This is a genomic window from Granulicella sp. dw_53 (assembly GCF_018449545.1).
Classification (GTDB): domain Bacteria; phylum Acidobacteriota; class Terriglobia; order Terriglobales; family Acidobacteriaceae; genus Edaphobacter.
Genome location: NZ_JAAVUR010000022.1, coordinates 16,596 through 30,453, shown reverse-complemented (window position 1 = coordinate 30,453; position 13,858 = coordinate 16,596). Strand labels below are relative to the sequence as shown.

10 protein-coding genes are annotated in these 13,858 nt (G+C 57.4%); 3 read left to right on the top strand and 7 right to left on the bottom strand.

All coding sequences use genetic code 11. The features are described 5' to 3' along the window. Positions 1 to 4: 4 nt before the first annotated feature. A complete protein-coding gene (locus HB393_RS22980; protein WP_255551538.1) occupies positions 5 to 739 on the bottom strand; it encodes a DUF882 domain-containing protein in 735 nt (244 codons plus the stop codon). 181 nt (positions 740 to 920) lie between these two features. Between HB393_RS22980 and HB393_RS22975 the strand changes: the two genes are divergently transcribed. The 3 genes from HB393_RS22975 to HB393_RS22965 all read left to right on the top strand — a co-directional run bounded on the left by HB393_RS22975 (position 921) and on the right by HB393_RS22965 (position 6,467). Continuing rightward, the gene (locus HB393_RS22975) at positions 921 to 1,589 is read left to right on the top strand and encodes a DUF480 domain-containing protein (RefSeq protein ID WP_213807554.1); all 669 of its coding nucleotides are present in this window, start codon (positions 921 to 923) and stop codon (positions 1,587 to 1,589) included. Positions 1,590 to 1,677: 88 nt separating this feature from the next. Next, positions 1,678 to 4,689: a PAS domain-containing protein gene (locus tag HB393_RS22970; RefSeq protein ID WP_213807553.1), complete on the top strand. Its 3,012-nt coding sequence runs from the start codon at positions 1,678 to 1,680 to the stop codon at positions 4,687 to 4,689. Between the two features lie 1,430 nt (positions 4,690 to 6,119). Beyond that, entirely contained in the window at positions 6,120 to 6,467 is a 348-nt protein-coding gene (locus HB393_RS22965; protein ID WP_213807552.1) for a hypothetical protein, read from the top strand. Here the strand turns inward: HB393_RS22965 and HB393_RS22960 are convergent. The 6 genes from HB393_RS22960 to HB393_RS22935 all read right to left on the bottom strand — a co-directional run bounded on the left by HB393_RS22960 (position 6,459) and on the right by HB393_RS22935 (position 13,485). After that, a complete protein-coding gene (locus HB393_RS22960) occupies positions 6,459 to 7,649 on the bottom strand; it encodes a hypothetical protein (protein WP_213807551.1) in 1,191 nt (396 codons plus the stop codon). The two genes, HB393_RS22965 and HB393_RS22960, sit on opposite strands and share 9 nt — an antisense overlap. 9 nt (positions 7,650 to 7,658) lie before the next feature. Beyond that, positions 7,659 to 8,639 carry a serine/threonine-protein kinase gene (locus HB393_RS22955; RefSeq protein WP_213807550.1) on the bottom strand — a complete coding sequence of 327 codons (981 nt, stop codon included), beginning with the start codon at positions 8,637 to 8,639 and terminating at the stop codon, positions 7,659 to 7,661. A 453-nt stretch (positions 8,640 to 9,092) separates the two neighbouring features. Then, positions 9,093 to 9,569 (bottom strand): hypothetical protein, encoded by a 477-nt coding sequence (locus HB393_RS22950; RefSeq protein ID WP_213807549.1) that lies wholly within the window; start codon positions 9,567 to 9,569, stop codon positions 9,093 to 9,095. A gap of 53 nt (positions 9,570 to 9,622) precedes the next feature. Continuing rightward, entirely contained in the window at positions 9,623 to 9,991 is a 369-nt protein-coding gene (locus HB393_RS22945; RefSeq protein ID WP_213807548.1) for a hypothetical protein, read from the bottom strand. Between the two features lie 90 nt (positions 9,992 to 10,081). Then, entirely contained in the window at positions 10,082 to 10,771 is a 690-nt protein-coding gene (locus HB393_RS22940; protein WP_213807547.1) for a Fe2+-dependent dioxygenase, read from the bottom strand. Between the two features lie 65 nt (positions 10,772 to 10,836). Next, positions 10,837 to 13,485, bottom strand: coding sequence for a TonB-dependent siderophore receptor (locus HB393_RS22935; protein ID WP_213807546.1), 2,649 nt, complete (start codon positions 13,483 to 13,485; stop codon positions 10,837 to 10,839). Positions 13,486 to 13,858: the final 373 nt, after the last annotated feature.

Here is a 13,858-nt window from a genome sequence, read left to right as displayed (position 1 = left end):
CAAACTACATGCCCGCGCTGACACGGCTGCCCCTGCTCCGCCGTCCCGCCCGCCGCGGCGCCTGTCCAAACGCCCACGTCCGCACCGGACCCACATCCACATGCACAAACTGCGACACCGGATAGTACCCGACCCCGCCCGCATGCAGACTCAGCGCCGCATTCCTCAGCTGAGCCGTAGACACGCCCGGCACCCGGATATCGATCGCATGTCCTTCCATATGCTGGCTATGCTCGGCCACGCCCGTCTTCGGCGAGTTCTGCCGCAAAGCAGCATTCGTCTCCGGCGTCCGGTATCCACACACAATGTCGATCACTCCGTTCGGCCGCCGCAACCGTGCCAGCACGTTATGCAGCACGTCGAACTCCTTCGGGTCGTAGGTCGTCACATCCTGGGTATTGTGGTCGCGCAGAAAGTAATTCAACTTCTCCACAGCCTCTGGAAGATACGTATTCCCCACCCGGTACACCACATCCAGACTCTCGCCCGTATGCAAATTCTTCAGCTTCAACCGGAAATCCTGCGTCAACGACGCCATCTGGGTTCCCGCCGAAGCGGCCGCCGCGGAAGCCGCTGCAGCGATCCTGGCCCGTCTTGTACCCAGGCGAGATGCGCTCTTGGTCATCCCGTTGTGCAAACCCGTCGGCACTCTACTCGCCGACGCCGTCCCACTCAACCCCAGCAGAATCATCCCCACTGACACCGCGACAGCAACACCTGTTCTCTGCAATACCCGCATCCACGCTCCTAATGTCTGGTTTTGTCTCGTGCGCGAATGCGAAGCCTCAAATGAGATTCGCCGTATGCCATTCGCTAACCCAAGTTTACAGAACCTAAGTCTCTATCGCCTAACCGAAGATATAACTTTAGTGTCAAATCGTATCCCACTTGTGTACCCTAACCTGTGACACCTTATATATATGCATCTTTCGCAGATCCAGCTCCGGGTACTCGGCTCCCTCATCGAAAAGGAGATCACCACCCCGGAAAACTACCCGCTCTCCCTCAACGCCCTGGTCAACGCCTGTAATCAGCGCTCCAGCCGCGATCCCGTCCTCGATTTGGACGAGGAAGAAGTCCGCCAGGCCCTCCACACCCTGGAAGAGCTAGGCCTCACCGCACCCTACCGCGACGCCCGCGTCACCAAGTACGAGCACCGCATCCGCACGGTCCTCAACCTCCGCCGCGACGAGACCGCCCTCATCTGCCTTCTCCTCCTCCGCGGCCCCCAGACCCCCGGCGAGCTCCGCAGCCGCTCCGACCGCATGTTCGCCTTCGACGACCTCCCCGCCGTCATCTCCACCCTCGAGCGGCTCGCTACACGCCCCGCCCCATCCGACTCCGAACCATCCGCCACCGGCCCACTCGTCACCCTCCTCCCCCGCCAGCCCGGCTCCAGCACAGCCCGATACGCCCACCTGCTCGGCGACATCCCCGCATCCGAACCCTCCTCCCAGCTTCGCTCCGATCCCATCGCCTCCTCTTCACTCTCCGACCGCGTCACCCAGCTCGAGTCAGAACTCACCCACCTCCAAACCACCCTCCAATCCCTGGAAGAACGCCTCGCGCAACTAGAAAAAAAGGAATAAATCCAGCCCTTATGTGTGCCCCCCGACCTACATAAAGCTTGTAGGAACAATGTGCAGATTTGCACAATTTTCTGCGAAACTGTAAGGGATGATTCCGCCAGAGCTGCTGTTCGCCCCCGCCCCTAAACAACAGGGCACCTCTGCGTCATCGCCTGCCGAAGGCTCACAAGACCACAAATTCCTGCAGCTCCTAGACCACATCCCCGACGCCATCCTCGCCATCGATCGTTCCTGGAAGATCACCTTCGTCAACGCCGAAGCCCGCCGCATCAGCCGCATCACCCCCGCCGACCTCAACGCCAGGACCTACTGGGAGCTCTTCCCCGAAGCCGTCGGCTCAGACCTAGAGACCTGCTATCGCCAGTCCATGTCGAAGCGCACCTCCAGCCACATCGAGCACTTCTACGAGCCCTTCCAGCTCTGGCTCGACATCCACGTCTTCCCCGTCGAAGACGGCATCACCCTCTACTACCGAGACATCACCGACCGCAAACTCGCCGAAGCCGGACGCGACGACGCCGTTCGCAAGCTCCGCCAGGTCTTCGAGAGCACCCCCGACTCCATCGTCTGCATCGATCGCAACTGGAACTGCACCTTCGCCAACCGCGCCGCCCACGTCATCCTTAAAACCGACAACCTCATCGGCACCAACCTCTGGGCCGCCTTCCCCCTCAACCAGACCGAGCCCTACATCTCCAACTACCGCACCACCATGGAACGCGGCATCCCCACCGAGTTCGAGGCCCACTACCCCGCTCCCCTCAACGCATGGTTCAAGGTCTTCGTCCGCCCCTTCGAAGACGGCATCATCATCTTCTCCAGCGACATCACCGCCCGCAAGAAAGCCGAAGCCCGCCGCGACGCCACCACCCGACAGCTCCAGCAAGTCTTCGAGGCCACCACCGACGCCGTCGCCAGCATCAGCCACGACTGGACCTACACCTTCCTCAACCGCCGCGCCGAAGAGCTCCTCGTCAAAAAAGGCGACCTCATCGGCAAGAACGTCTGGGAAGAGTTCCCCGCCTCCCGCGACACCGAGTTCTTCTACAACTACCTCCTCACCATGGAGCAGCGCATCCCCACCGAGTTCGAGGCCTTCTACGCCGAACCCCTCAACATGTGGCTCCACGTCGCCTGCCGTCCCTCCGACGACGGCATGGTCGTCTTCTTCCGCGACATCACCGCCCGCCGCCATTCCGACCACATCCTCAAGCAGCAGCGCGACCTCCTCTCCGTCATCCAGGAAGCCGCCCTCGTCGCCACCTGGGAGCTCGATCTCGCCTCCGGCAACATCACCTACAGCGACGGCTCGTACCCCGTCCACGGACATCCGCTCGACTCCGTCGCCACCCGCAAGGACTTCGAGCGCGTCATCCCCCCCGACCACCTCGAAGTCGTCAGCGCCAGCCTCCGCGACGCCATGTACGGCAACGACATGGTCGTCCTCGACTTCCCCACCCGCGCTGCCGACGGCTCCCTCCGCTGGCTCGAGACCCGTGCCAAGTTCGATCAGCACGACGGCAAAGTCGTCGCCCTCCGCGGCATGACCATCGACATCACCGACCGCAAGCGCAACGAAGACGCCCTCGCCGCCTCCGAAGAGCGCTACCGCGTCCTCGCCGATCTCAACCCCCAGGCCATCTGGATGGGCTCCCCACAGGGAGCCATCACCTACGCCAACCAGCGCTTCCTCGACTACGTCGGCCTCACCTTGGAGCAGCTCTCCGGCGACGGCTGGCTCGACCCCTACCACCGCGGCGAGCGCCCCCGCGTCGCCAAAGCCTGGACCAACGCCATCGCCACCGGCAGCGAGTACGAGATCGAAGCCCGCATGATCCGCGCCAGCGACCAGGCCGTCCGCTGGTGGTGGCTCCGCGCCCTCCCCGTCCGCGACGACTCCGGCAAAATCCTCCACTGGCTCGGCGTCGCCAACGACATCCACGACCGCAAGACCTACGCCGACCAGCTCCAGGTCAAGCAGCTCGAAACCGAGCGCCAGCGCGCCGAGCTCGAGACCGTCTACGCCACCGCACCCATCGGCCTCGCCCTCTTCGACCCCGTCGAGTTCCGCTACCTTCGCCTCAACGACCGCCAGGCCGCCTTCTTCGGCATGTCCCCCTCCCAGGTCGTCGGCAAAACCCTCACCGAGATGGCCCCCATCCCCGGCCTCCACGAGATGTTCGAGCAAGTCGCCCAGGGCCGCCCCATCGTCAACCAGCTCCTCGAAGGCCGCGTCGCCACCGACCCACCCGACAGAACCCGCTTCTGGACCGTCAACTACTACCCCGTATACGACACCGACGGCACCATCCAGGCCATCAGCGCCGCGTCACTCGAGATCACCAACCAGAAGAAGGCCGAGGCCGCCCTCATCCAGTCCGAGAAGCTCGCCGCCGTCGGACGCCTCGCCAGCTCCATCTCCCACGAGATCAACAACCCCCTCGAAGCCATCACCAACATCCTCTACCTCATCGACGGCGACCCTATCCTGCCCAACGCCCTCCGGCCCCTCGTCCACACCGCCCAGTCCGAGCTCGCCCGCGTCTGCCAGATCGCCACCCAAACCCTCCGCTTCCACCGCCAGGCCGTCCGCGCCACCCACGTCACCCCCCAAACCCTCGTCGGCCCCGTCCTCGACCTCTACCAGGGACGCCTCAGCAACTCCAACATCCACGTCCAGGCCAGCTACACCAGCCTCACATCGATCCTCTGCTTCGAAAACGACATCCGCCAGGTCCTCAACAACCTCATCGCCAACGCCATCGACGCCATGCGCCAGGGAGGACGCCTCATCGTCCGCGCCCACGACGCCACCCTCCACACCGAAGACCGCCCCAAAGGAGTCCGCGGCGTACGCATCACCATCGCCGACACCGGACACGGCATGTCCCCCGAAGTCCGCAGCCGCATCTTCGAGCCCTTCTTCACCACCAAAGACCTAAACGGAACCGGCCTCGGCCTCTGGATCTCCGACGGAATCATAGCCCGCCACAAAGGCCGCCTCACCCTCCGCAGCTCCACCCACCCCATCCACCACGGAACCATCTTCTCCCTGCTACTCCCCACAGAAGACGAACCCGCCCCCTCCATGCCCGCCTGACAATTACTTCTCTCGAAGCTACGACGATCACAGTCCTCTCGAAGCTACGACGATCACAGTGACAGTAAATGTAATGATTATAGTTACATAAAATTGCTATAACAGCCGTAGCCAAATAAAAATTCCTATAAACGATCGTAGCTACATAAAATCACTTAACGATTGCACCTACATAAAAAATTGTCATCCTGAGCGAAGTTGCTCGCGCACTTTGCGAGCAACGAAGTCGAAGGACCTGCGGTTTGCTCGTAGCGGCACATCGACCAAGATAGATCGATTTGCCGTTGCTGTTGTCCTTGTCCTTGCTGTTGCCGTTGCCTGTTTTACGCCGTCATCCTGAACGCAGTGAAGGACCCCTGTATTTCACCGTTGCGTTGCCGTTGCCAAGACGATCATAATCACAGCAAACGTAACGATCGTAGCTACAAAAGACTGTCATCCTGAGCGAAGTTGCTCGCGCACTTGCGAGCAACGAAGTCGAAGGACCTGCGGTTTGCTCGTAGCGGCACATCGACCAAGAGATGGGATAAATCTACCCTTTGCCTTTGCCTGTTTTACGCCGTCATCCTGAACGTAGTGAAGGACCCCTGTATTTCGCCGTTGCTTTGCAGTCGCCCTTGCCGAGACGATCATAGTCACAGAAAACGTAACGATCGTAGCTACAAAAAAACTGTCATCCTGAGCGAAGTTGCTCGCGCACTTTGCGAGCAACGAAGTCGAAGGACCTGCGGTTGCATTTGCCGTTGTCTTTGCAGTTGCAGTTCGGATTAAGCGTAGGGCTTTAGCCCTACGAAAAAGAACCACCCAAGAAAGGGGCTTCAGCCCCGGGCTCTCCCCCAACCCACCACACCGCCCGTGTGCCCCCATCCTTCGTGCCGTTGCGAAGGGTGGGAACTCCCCCGATGCCGCACACACCGTGGTCTGTTTCAGGCCCCCATCTAAACCCAAGCACTCCACCCACCCATCCACCACCTAACATCTTCCCCCTTACTCCTATCTTCTGCTCAAGCTATTAGCTACGTTGACGATATAGATGTTTGCAATCGTGCCAAATTCGGGCAAATGAAGCATAATAGGACACAATGATGAGTAGCCAACATTTTCGCTGGGAATCGGAACTAAGCGAAAGTTTTCAAGAGAATATGACCCCAACACTGTGGACTCGCCACAGTGTTGGAACTTGGGTTTGCGCTCAAGAAAGCACATGTTCTGAGGGCAGAGCCGATATAGTATGGGGAAAATTCGAAGAAGGTTGGCCCCCCACAAAGTTTCAAAACCATGCGAGACTGCTCCAAAATTCTACTGCAAGTCGTCTTTTAGCGATTCTTCGTCAACGTTCTGCGCAATTGGAGCAGGATCTCTTACCCCGCATAGGGGTTACTGCTCCCGTACTAAGAAAATGGCTGCGAGCACTTGTCGAAGCAAATTTTGTGACTACTACGCAAGATGGCCGTTTTCGCGCTATGCCTCGCAACACGTTTCCCTCTGTTGAAATATGTTCATTCGAACTGAAGCTCAAGAATTGGCAACGAGCCTTATACCAAGCAACGCGATACAGAAGTTTTTCTCATCGTGTATTCGTCGTCATGCCAGTAAAGGGTGCCTATGTTGCCTATCAACACGAAGAACAGTTCCGCAAGGCGAACGTCGGACTTGTTGCCCATGAGAAATCCGGCCAGTCCAGAGTACTTGTTCGCCCTAAGAAGCGTTCACCACATGCCGGCTATCGAACAATCATGGCGCTGGGAATGTTCAGCCAGCCCGGTCAATCAGAGTGAAGCCATCTCGCGGAAGGAACTAATCGCCTCCGACCACTGGTCGAGGTGTTCCTCCGGTTGAGTCCGCTGTCCAAAAACTACACCCTCCTCCGCGAGTCCGACATAAAGTTCTCGGGCAGCAACGATCTTCTCTTCCATAGCATTTATGCTCTCGGAGACGTCGTGTCCCACGACATTTTCGAGACGATGAAGTGATTCCCAATGATGCAGTTCGGACCACCTTCCATTCCAATCGGATTCCTCAGGACTAGTAGCCTCTGTAATGAGAGCATCTAGAGGCACTCCTGAAAGCACCGCGTCAAGCTTTCCGTTTTCGTATATCTGCTGCAATTCGCTTAATAGGATAGAACTGAGAAGGGGAGCCGACGTATATCTGTATCTGGCGGGTTGGCCACCAGCTTTCTGCTTCTTAAATGATCTTCGGTGAAATTGGCGCAGTCCTTGGCTCCAACCTGTCGCGAAAGCTGTGCCCCCTACGCAACGGTGTAGCAATCCGCAGAAATCCGAAAAACCGTTGATTACCTCGAATCCGTTGATGTTTCCCAGTACGTACGTTAAGTACAGCGCCTTGGCCAGATGTGCTGGGTCGAAACGCTGGGAGTAAGAACTCTCTTCACGAGAAAGGATGACATAAGTGCCAGCAAGGGAATCCCAAGACGTAACCTGGTCGAGAAAGGCGTCAAGTTCAGTTCGAGAGCTCAAGGCTTGTTCGCCAATGACAAAACTAAGAAGGAGCGGAGGAGCGCCAGCCAAGCCTGCATGGTAATCCAAGGATGCATCTGCAAGATTGAGAGCAGTTTGACACCAATTACTTTCGAACGAGTCGAAAATAACCGTCGGCGAAAGAAGACGGTCGGGTGCGAGATTCAGTTGGAAATCTAGAGTGCTCTTTACATACCCAGCAAGTTTCTTGATGCCAACAAAATCTGCTGCGGTTCGCCCTACTTTGTAATATGGATAGTCTGGGAGGAATCGGTCGTTTGCTGGAACTAAGGTCGAAACATGGAATTGTGGATCGAAGAGCACCTTTCCACCTCGTTCTCGAACGCTTTTCACGCAGCTTTCTATATTCTCGATTTTCTCGTTACGAGCGCCGAAGATGACGCCTTCAACACTCGTTGATTCGAGAGCAGCGTCGATCTTATCGGATTTTCCGTGCCCATGCTGTACAAACAAGGCCATCTGATTCTCCTAAATGAGAGCAAGGGCTTCCTGAAGCTGGGAGATGCGACGGTAGCGCAAATGAGGAGATTTACCCATCATGCGCAGGATGACCTTGTCTAGCGATCCAGGAATTAATGGATTGATAGAACTCGGTGATGGTGGATTATGCTTCGTAATTTTCGTGTACAGATGTGGTGTGCTGGTCGTAGGTGAAAGGAAGGGATGTTGACCAGTTGCAGCTTCGTAAAGCGTCACACCTAATGAAAACATGTCGGAACGAAAATCCATGACTCTACGGTTCGTATAGTCAAATTGTTCAGGACTGAAGTACGCCATTGTTCCAACCAGAAAACCCGCGCTGATAGATTCCCCCGCCACATCAAATGCAAGACCCGCATCCAGCAAAACAAAATTTGTTTCATGGGACCTTTGCATAATGTTGCTGGGCTTGATGTCCCTATGGATCTTACCTAGAGACCATAATTCATCTATCGCCGAACACATTTGTTGACCCAATTTGACTACTGACGGAACTGTTAGCGGGCCGCTCTCTCGAATGGCATCGCTAAGGGCTTGCCCATCTATAAACTCCTCGGAAAAGTAAAGTACGTTCTGTCCATCGATTGCCGCAGTCCCTAAGTCAACTGGCCCGACTTTAACAATATGAGGGGATTTGCACTCTTGCATGATCTGGGTTTCACGTCGGGCACGGAGAACGGTTTCATCAATGTCTGCAATATCCGGTTGGAAGGCATCGGACAACAACGCAAACTTTAGAGCGAAAGCCTGTCCTTCTAGTTCAATACGAAATACGATTTTTTGCCCTCCGCGTCCCGAGGGAATAGCTCCCGTGACGCTTGGAAGCAAGTCTTTTATGTTTTGCTCAGTAATGGTCGGTAGAGCCATTTGGTTAGAGTACAGTGCCCCGAAGTCAGGTAAATGAAAATCAGAAAAGCACCAAGTGTGCTCGACCCGCAATGGGAATCGGCATATATCGAAATCGGACAATGATTTCCTCTACCAATCACATAATTTTCCAATTCCCCAGCAAAACAGCATGTCAAGCCCCAAATCAACCTAACCACCTCTGAATCAGCAAGATCCAAGTGGCACTTAAGTTATGGTCGACTCGCTAAAATAGAAGTAGAAGTAAAAACAAACCCGCTCAGTGCGGGCAGACGTCATCCGGCTCTTTGGAAAACACACGGCTCGCAGAAGGCCAAGCGGCAGGAGCAATCCTCCACAGCAACAGGAGAATTGCTCTAACCCATTGGATATCCCGTATTTAGGCGTAACCCATTTCGATGGAATATTTTGCGGGGGGAAGGCCAGCCTAAGCGCAACAAAATAAGCGGCTTACGCCTTGGCAAGGGGAGGGGACCCACCCACGGGAGGGATAGTAGCCCAACAACAAGGGAGGCCCGAAGGCCTCCCGATCACTCCCGCTGCAACACCGGGAAGCTACTTCGTAGATGCAGGCGCGGACGCCTTGATCCCAACCTTCATCACAGCCTTATCCACCACCGAGTACAAGAGCTGATCCGGATCCTTCTTAGCCTCTTTCTTGATCCAGTTTCCAGCCTTCACCCCGGCCTCCTCACTCTCCGGAAGCGTCAACCCACGCTTCTGCGCGCTCAGAGCCGACAGCTCCTTCACCATCTCGAAGAACTGGTCCTCATTCCGCCCGCTCAGAACCCAGGCCTCATGCACCGTGCTCGTCACCAGTTGATCCGGCGTCCAGCTCCGCTCCGACCCATCCGAAGGCGCGTTGATCGACTTCGCCTCCTGCGCCGCCGCCGAACGCTGCTGCGCCGTATGCTCCGCATTCTGCGAGGGCGAAGCCGGAGTCTCGGCCGCAATCAACTGTCCATAAACCGGGAAACCGGTCATCCCCAACACCACCACACCCGCCAGCACCTTCGTCATCATCGTTCTCATCGCCATTCTCCTGTCGTCCTTTTCAGCGCCTGTCCGCTGCCACTGCCGCCGAATTAGCGCCGATAATCCCTGTAATCCTGCCGCTGGTTATCCTGATGGACCTTGCCCGCGACCGCACCGACTCCAGCGCCCGCTGCACCGCCAATGATCGCACCCTTCAGCCCGCCGCCGAACAACGCGCCGAGCGCCGCGCCACCCGCGCCGCCGATCAGAGCGCCTTTACCCGGCCCGATCCCGCCCTGCTGATAACGCTGATCGCCGCGGTGATGCTTATCCGCATATCGTCGGTCGTCCCGGTCGTTATAACCCGATCCGCGACGCACCCCGTTGTAATAACCTTGCTGAGCCACTGCCGGTACCGCTAACGGAGCCAGCATCGCTCCACTCAGTACCAAAGCTTGAACCATCCTTAACGTGCGCATCGAGCCTGCTTTCAGCCTCTCAGATTACCAAACCTCTGGAGCACTCCGGTAGGTACGATGCGCTCCCGCCCCCAACCGATGCCTCACCCACTACATCTCCACCCACTGCCGCAAAAGATTGTGATAAACGCCCGTAAGCTGAACTCCACTCTCCTTCACCGACTGATCTCCCTGAACCAGCGCGAGCCGCTGAATCGCCGTATCGAGATCGAACAGCAACGTCCTCTGCGAGTCCTCACGAACCATGCTCTGAATCCAGAAGAACGAGCTGACTCGAGCACCTCGTGTCACAGGTTCAACCCGATGCAGACTCGTCGCCGGATAAAGCACCATATGTCCAGCCGGAAGCTTCACGCTGTGCGTTCCATACGAGTCTTCCACCACCAACTCGCCTCCGTCATACTCTTCCGGAGCCGTTAGAAACAACGTAGCGGAAAGATCCGTCCGAATCCGCTGTCCCGTCGTCGCCACCTGTCGGATCGCAGTATCGACATGCGTCCCAAACGTCTGCCCTCCGCTATAGCTATTGAACATCGGCGGAAACACTCGCAACGGCAATCCAGCCGACATGAACCGAGGAGATCGCGCCAAACCGCCCAAAACCATCTCCCCCAACTGCACCGCCACAGGACTTCCCTCCGGAATCTGCATATTCCGCTTCACCTCCTGGGCCTGATATCCAGCCGTAACTCGGCCATCGACCCAATCCGCCTCCGCCAGCATCTTCCGAGCCTGCGCTACCTGCTCCGCACTCAAAACATCCGCAATCGTAATCAGCATCCTCACCCCTTAAACTAAAAAAACAGGTGCGAGAAGTTTATCCTCGCACCCGATCAAGAGAACTCTTAGAACTTGAAGTTCACACCAATCTGCGCATTCAATCCCGCTCCTGGAATCAGGTGACTCGGATGCGGCTGATCGATGTAGAACCTGTTCAACACGTTATATAGATTCGCCTGAAACTCGATCCGATCCGTCATCGGCCTGCGAACCATCGCATTGAACACCCAATATCCAGGAACCTGCTTCATCGCGGTAGACAACACCTGATAGCAAGTCGTCGCAGTCGCACCGCAAGGAGCTGAACCGCTCGCAAACGTCTGCGCTGGTCCGAACGTCAGCGGCACATATGGAACAGTCGAGCTCGCCGTCCTGCTTCCCACATAGTTTCCGCCCAAACCGCCATTGAACCGCGCGAACAGCTTGTGCGTGAGGAAGAAGTTGAACGTCTGCTGCGGCACGTTCGCCAACTGATACCCAACCGAAGCCGGGAAGAACCGCGACGAAACCACCGAGCTATCCAGATAGGCATATCCGATCACAACGTCCATTCCCTCAGGCAAACGTCCCACCGCACTGAACTGAACGCCTTGAACCTTCTGGTTTCCAGCCAGGAGAATATTGTTCGAGTTCGTCGGATCCGTCTCGCGAGCATTGGTCTTCTCCGTGCGGAAGAACGCCACATCCAACTGCAGACGCTCATGCAGCAGGCTGTACTTCGCTCCTACCTCATAGTTCTGGTTCTCCTCCGGAGGCAGCAGACTCGTCGCAACACTCAGGCTCAACGACTCCGCCGAAGGATTGAAGCTCGTCCCGTAGTCGAAGTACACACTGCCATGACTGTTCGGCTTGAACACCAGCGCAGCCCGATAGGTCGGCTTCGAGACCACCTGCTGCGTCTGTGGAATCGGCGCGCTCACTGTACCGCCCGCTGGCGGAGCTACTGGCTGATTGGAGTTGAACACCGTATCGAACCGGTCCCAACGAACGCCTCCGCTCGCCTCGATAAACCGTCCCAGATGCACCGTATCGACGAAGTACAACCCGACGCTCTTCGACTTCGTATGCACCACGGTCGTCAGATATCCCGTTCCGGCAAATGGTTGAGCCGTGTCCGGATGCAGCAAGTTTGCTGCAGGAACTGAGTTCAGCGAGCCGCTTACGCTGCCCGTCTTCGTCGAGAAGCTATAGTTCGTCCGGATAGGATTCGAGACCTCCTGCCCGCCTTCCACTCCGGCAGCCAGATTGTTCCGTATCTGCGCCACCTTGAACCGCGCAGTCAACTCCGTCTGGTCCCACAGATCCCCTTCCACGCTCTTGATCTGTATCTGATTCCGGTTCACCAGGATCGTGGCAGGATTGCTCGCCGGCGTGAAAGCACAGACCTGCGATGAATTGATTGCACTCGTCGGCAACGCGGAGACATATCCACCTACCGGAACGCTGGCACTCGCATTCGAGCAGATCTGCGGCTCCGTAATCATCGCCTGCCGCGGATAGTTCGCCCACCGCGCGATGCTATGCAGACTCACATCCGGACTGAAGTTATGGTCCAGCTTGCCCGTAAGGATGTCGTCGCTGGTCTTCAGATAGTTCTGGTCCGCAAACCCGTAGTAGTTATGCCGGATCGATCCTGGAGCAACGCCGTTGAAAAGCCACGGCAATCCATAGTCCGGCGTATCGCTCTCCGTGAAGTGGAAGTAGCTGATCGTGAACCGCGTCGGCGAGTCCAACCCCAAGGTCAGCGAAGGAGCCAGCCCATAGCGCCGGTTCTGCGCAAACGGACGTCCTGCCACGCCGCCTTCGTTCGCCATCGCATTCACGCGCAGGGCAGCGCCAGCCGCCAGATCCGGCAGAGGCTCGTTGATATCCGCCGTCACCCGCCGCGTCAGATCCGTTCCAAACTGCGCCTGCACATTCACAAACTCCTGCGCTCCGGGAGTCTTGCTCTCCTGGTTGATGATGCCACCCGTCGATCCACGTCCGAACTGCACACCCGCCGGTCCCTGCAGCACCTCCACCTGCTCGAAGTTGAAGCTGTCCCGGTAGTAGCTGCCGAAGTCGCGAATTCCATCCAGGAAGATATCGTTGCGCGCCGTAAAGCCGCGAATCGTCAGGTTGTCTCCCTGAGCACCCGCCTCGCCTGCCGCCATGCTGATGCCCGGAACGTTCCGCAACGCATCCCGCAACGTCGTGACGCCCTCATCATGCAACACAAACTGCGGCACTACCGAAACCGACTGCGGCGTATCGATCAGCGGCTCTGTAAACTTCGTCATCCCAAGCGCAGCGACAACTCCCGTGCTGACGTTTATCTCTTCCGAGTTACGCAGCCCCACCACCAGCGTCGTCGAATCCTTCTGCGCGTACTGGAGTCCTGTTCCATCCAACATGAGCCGCAGTGCCTCCTCCGCTGGATGCAACCCCGTCACACCCTTCGTCTGGAACCCGGCGATCGCCGCAGCCGTCAGAGAGGTCGAAATCTTCAGACCCGTCTGCGCTTCGAACTCCGCGAACCCGGCATCCAGCGGTCCAGCGGCAATATTGAACCGCTTCACTGGCAGATTCGCCGCCGGTGGCACGGCCGCGCCGGTCGCTCCATCCTTCGTCACCGCTGCCAGCGCCTGCTCGTTCGCTCCAACCGCCGCATACGCCGCCAGGGTCCCCATCGCCAGCCAGCCCATTCGTCCGCCCAGAATCTTCTTCTCCGTCATTGCGCTCCTCAACCTCTCTCCAAATCTTTCTGTCCGGACAGCGAAGGCACAAAGCCGCCCAGGCTGCTGTTGAAGCCACGAAGCCGCCCCTTCGACAAAGCGTCAAAGTGTTGGCCAAACTGGCTATTTTTGGTTTGAGCCGCAGATCGCTCGAGTGCAGGCCGTAAATCAGCGCATCGCTCTCAACTAAGAGCCATCACACAAACCAAATGCTGTTGTAGGAGTTGGAAGGTCCGCGAACGCAGCCTATATATAATGCGAAGAAATCGCAGGCTGAACTTCAACGTCTGTCGGTCCCAGATCCTCGCGGTCTCCGCCAAGAGATAACCCGCGAGGATCTTCCTTTTTGCGATCCAATCCCGTCTACTTGAAG

Coding starts and splice junctions, on each gene's coding strand:
- HB393_RS22980 (WP_255551538.1), bottom strand. CDS start 739: ATGCGGGTATTGCAGAGAACAGGTGTTGCTGTCGCGGTGTCAGTGGGG.
- HB393_RS22975 (WP_213807554.1), top strand. CDS start 921: ATGCATCTTTCGCAGATCCAGCTCCGGGTACTCGGCTCCCTCATCGAA.
- HB393_RS22970 (WP_213807553.1), top strand. CDS start 1,678: ATGATTCCGCCAGAGCTGCTGTTCGCCCCCGCCCCTAAACAACAGGGC.
- HB393_RS22960 (WP_213807551.1), bottom strand. CDS start 7,649: ATGGCCTTGTTTGTACAGCATGGGCACGGAAAATCCGATAAGATCGAC.
- HB393_RS22950 (WP_213807549.1), bottom strand. CDS start 9,569: ATGAGAACGATGATGACGAAGGTGCTGGCGGGTGTGGTGGTGTTGGGG.
- HB393_RS22945 (WP_213807548.1), bottom strand. CDS start 9,991: ATGCGCACGTTAAGGATGGTTCAAGCTTTGGTACTGAGTGGAGCGATG.
- HB393_RS22940 (WP_213807547.1), bottom strand. CDS start 10,771: ATGCTGATTACGATTGCGGATGTTTTGAGTGCGGAGCAGGTAGCGCAG.
- HB393_RS22935 (WP_213807546.1), bottom strand. CDS start 13,485: ATGACGGAGAAGAAGATTCTGGGCGGACGAATGGGCTGGCTGGCGATG.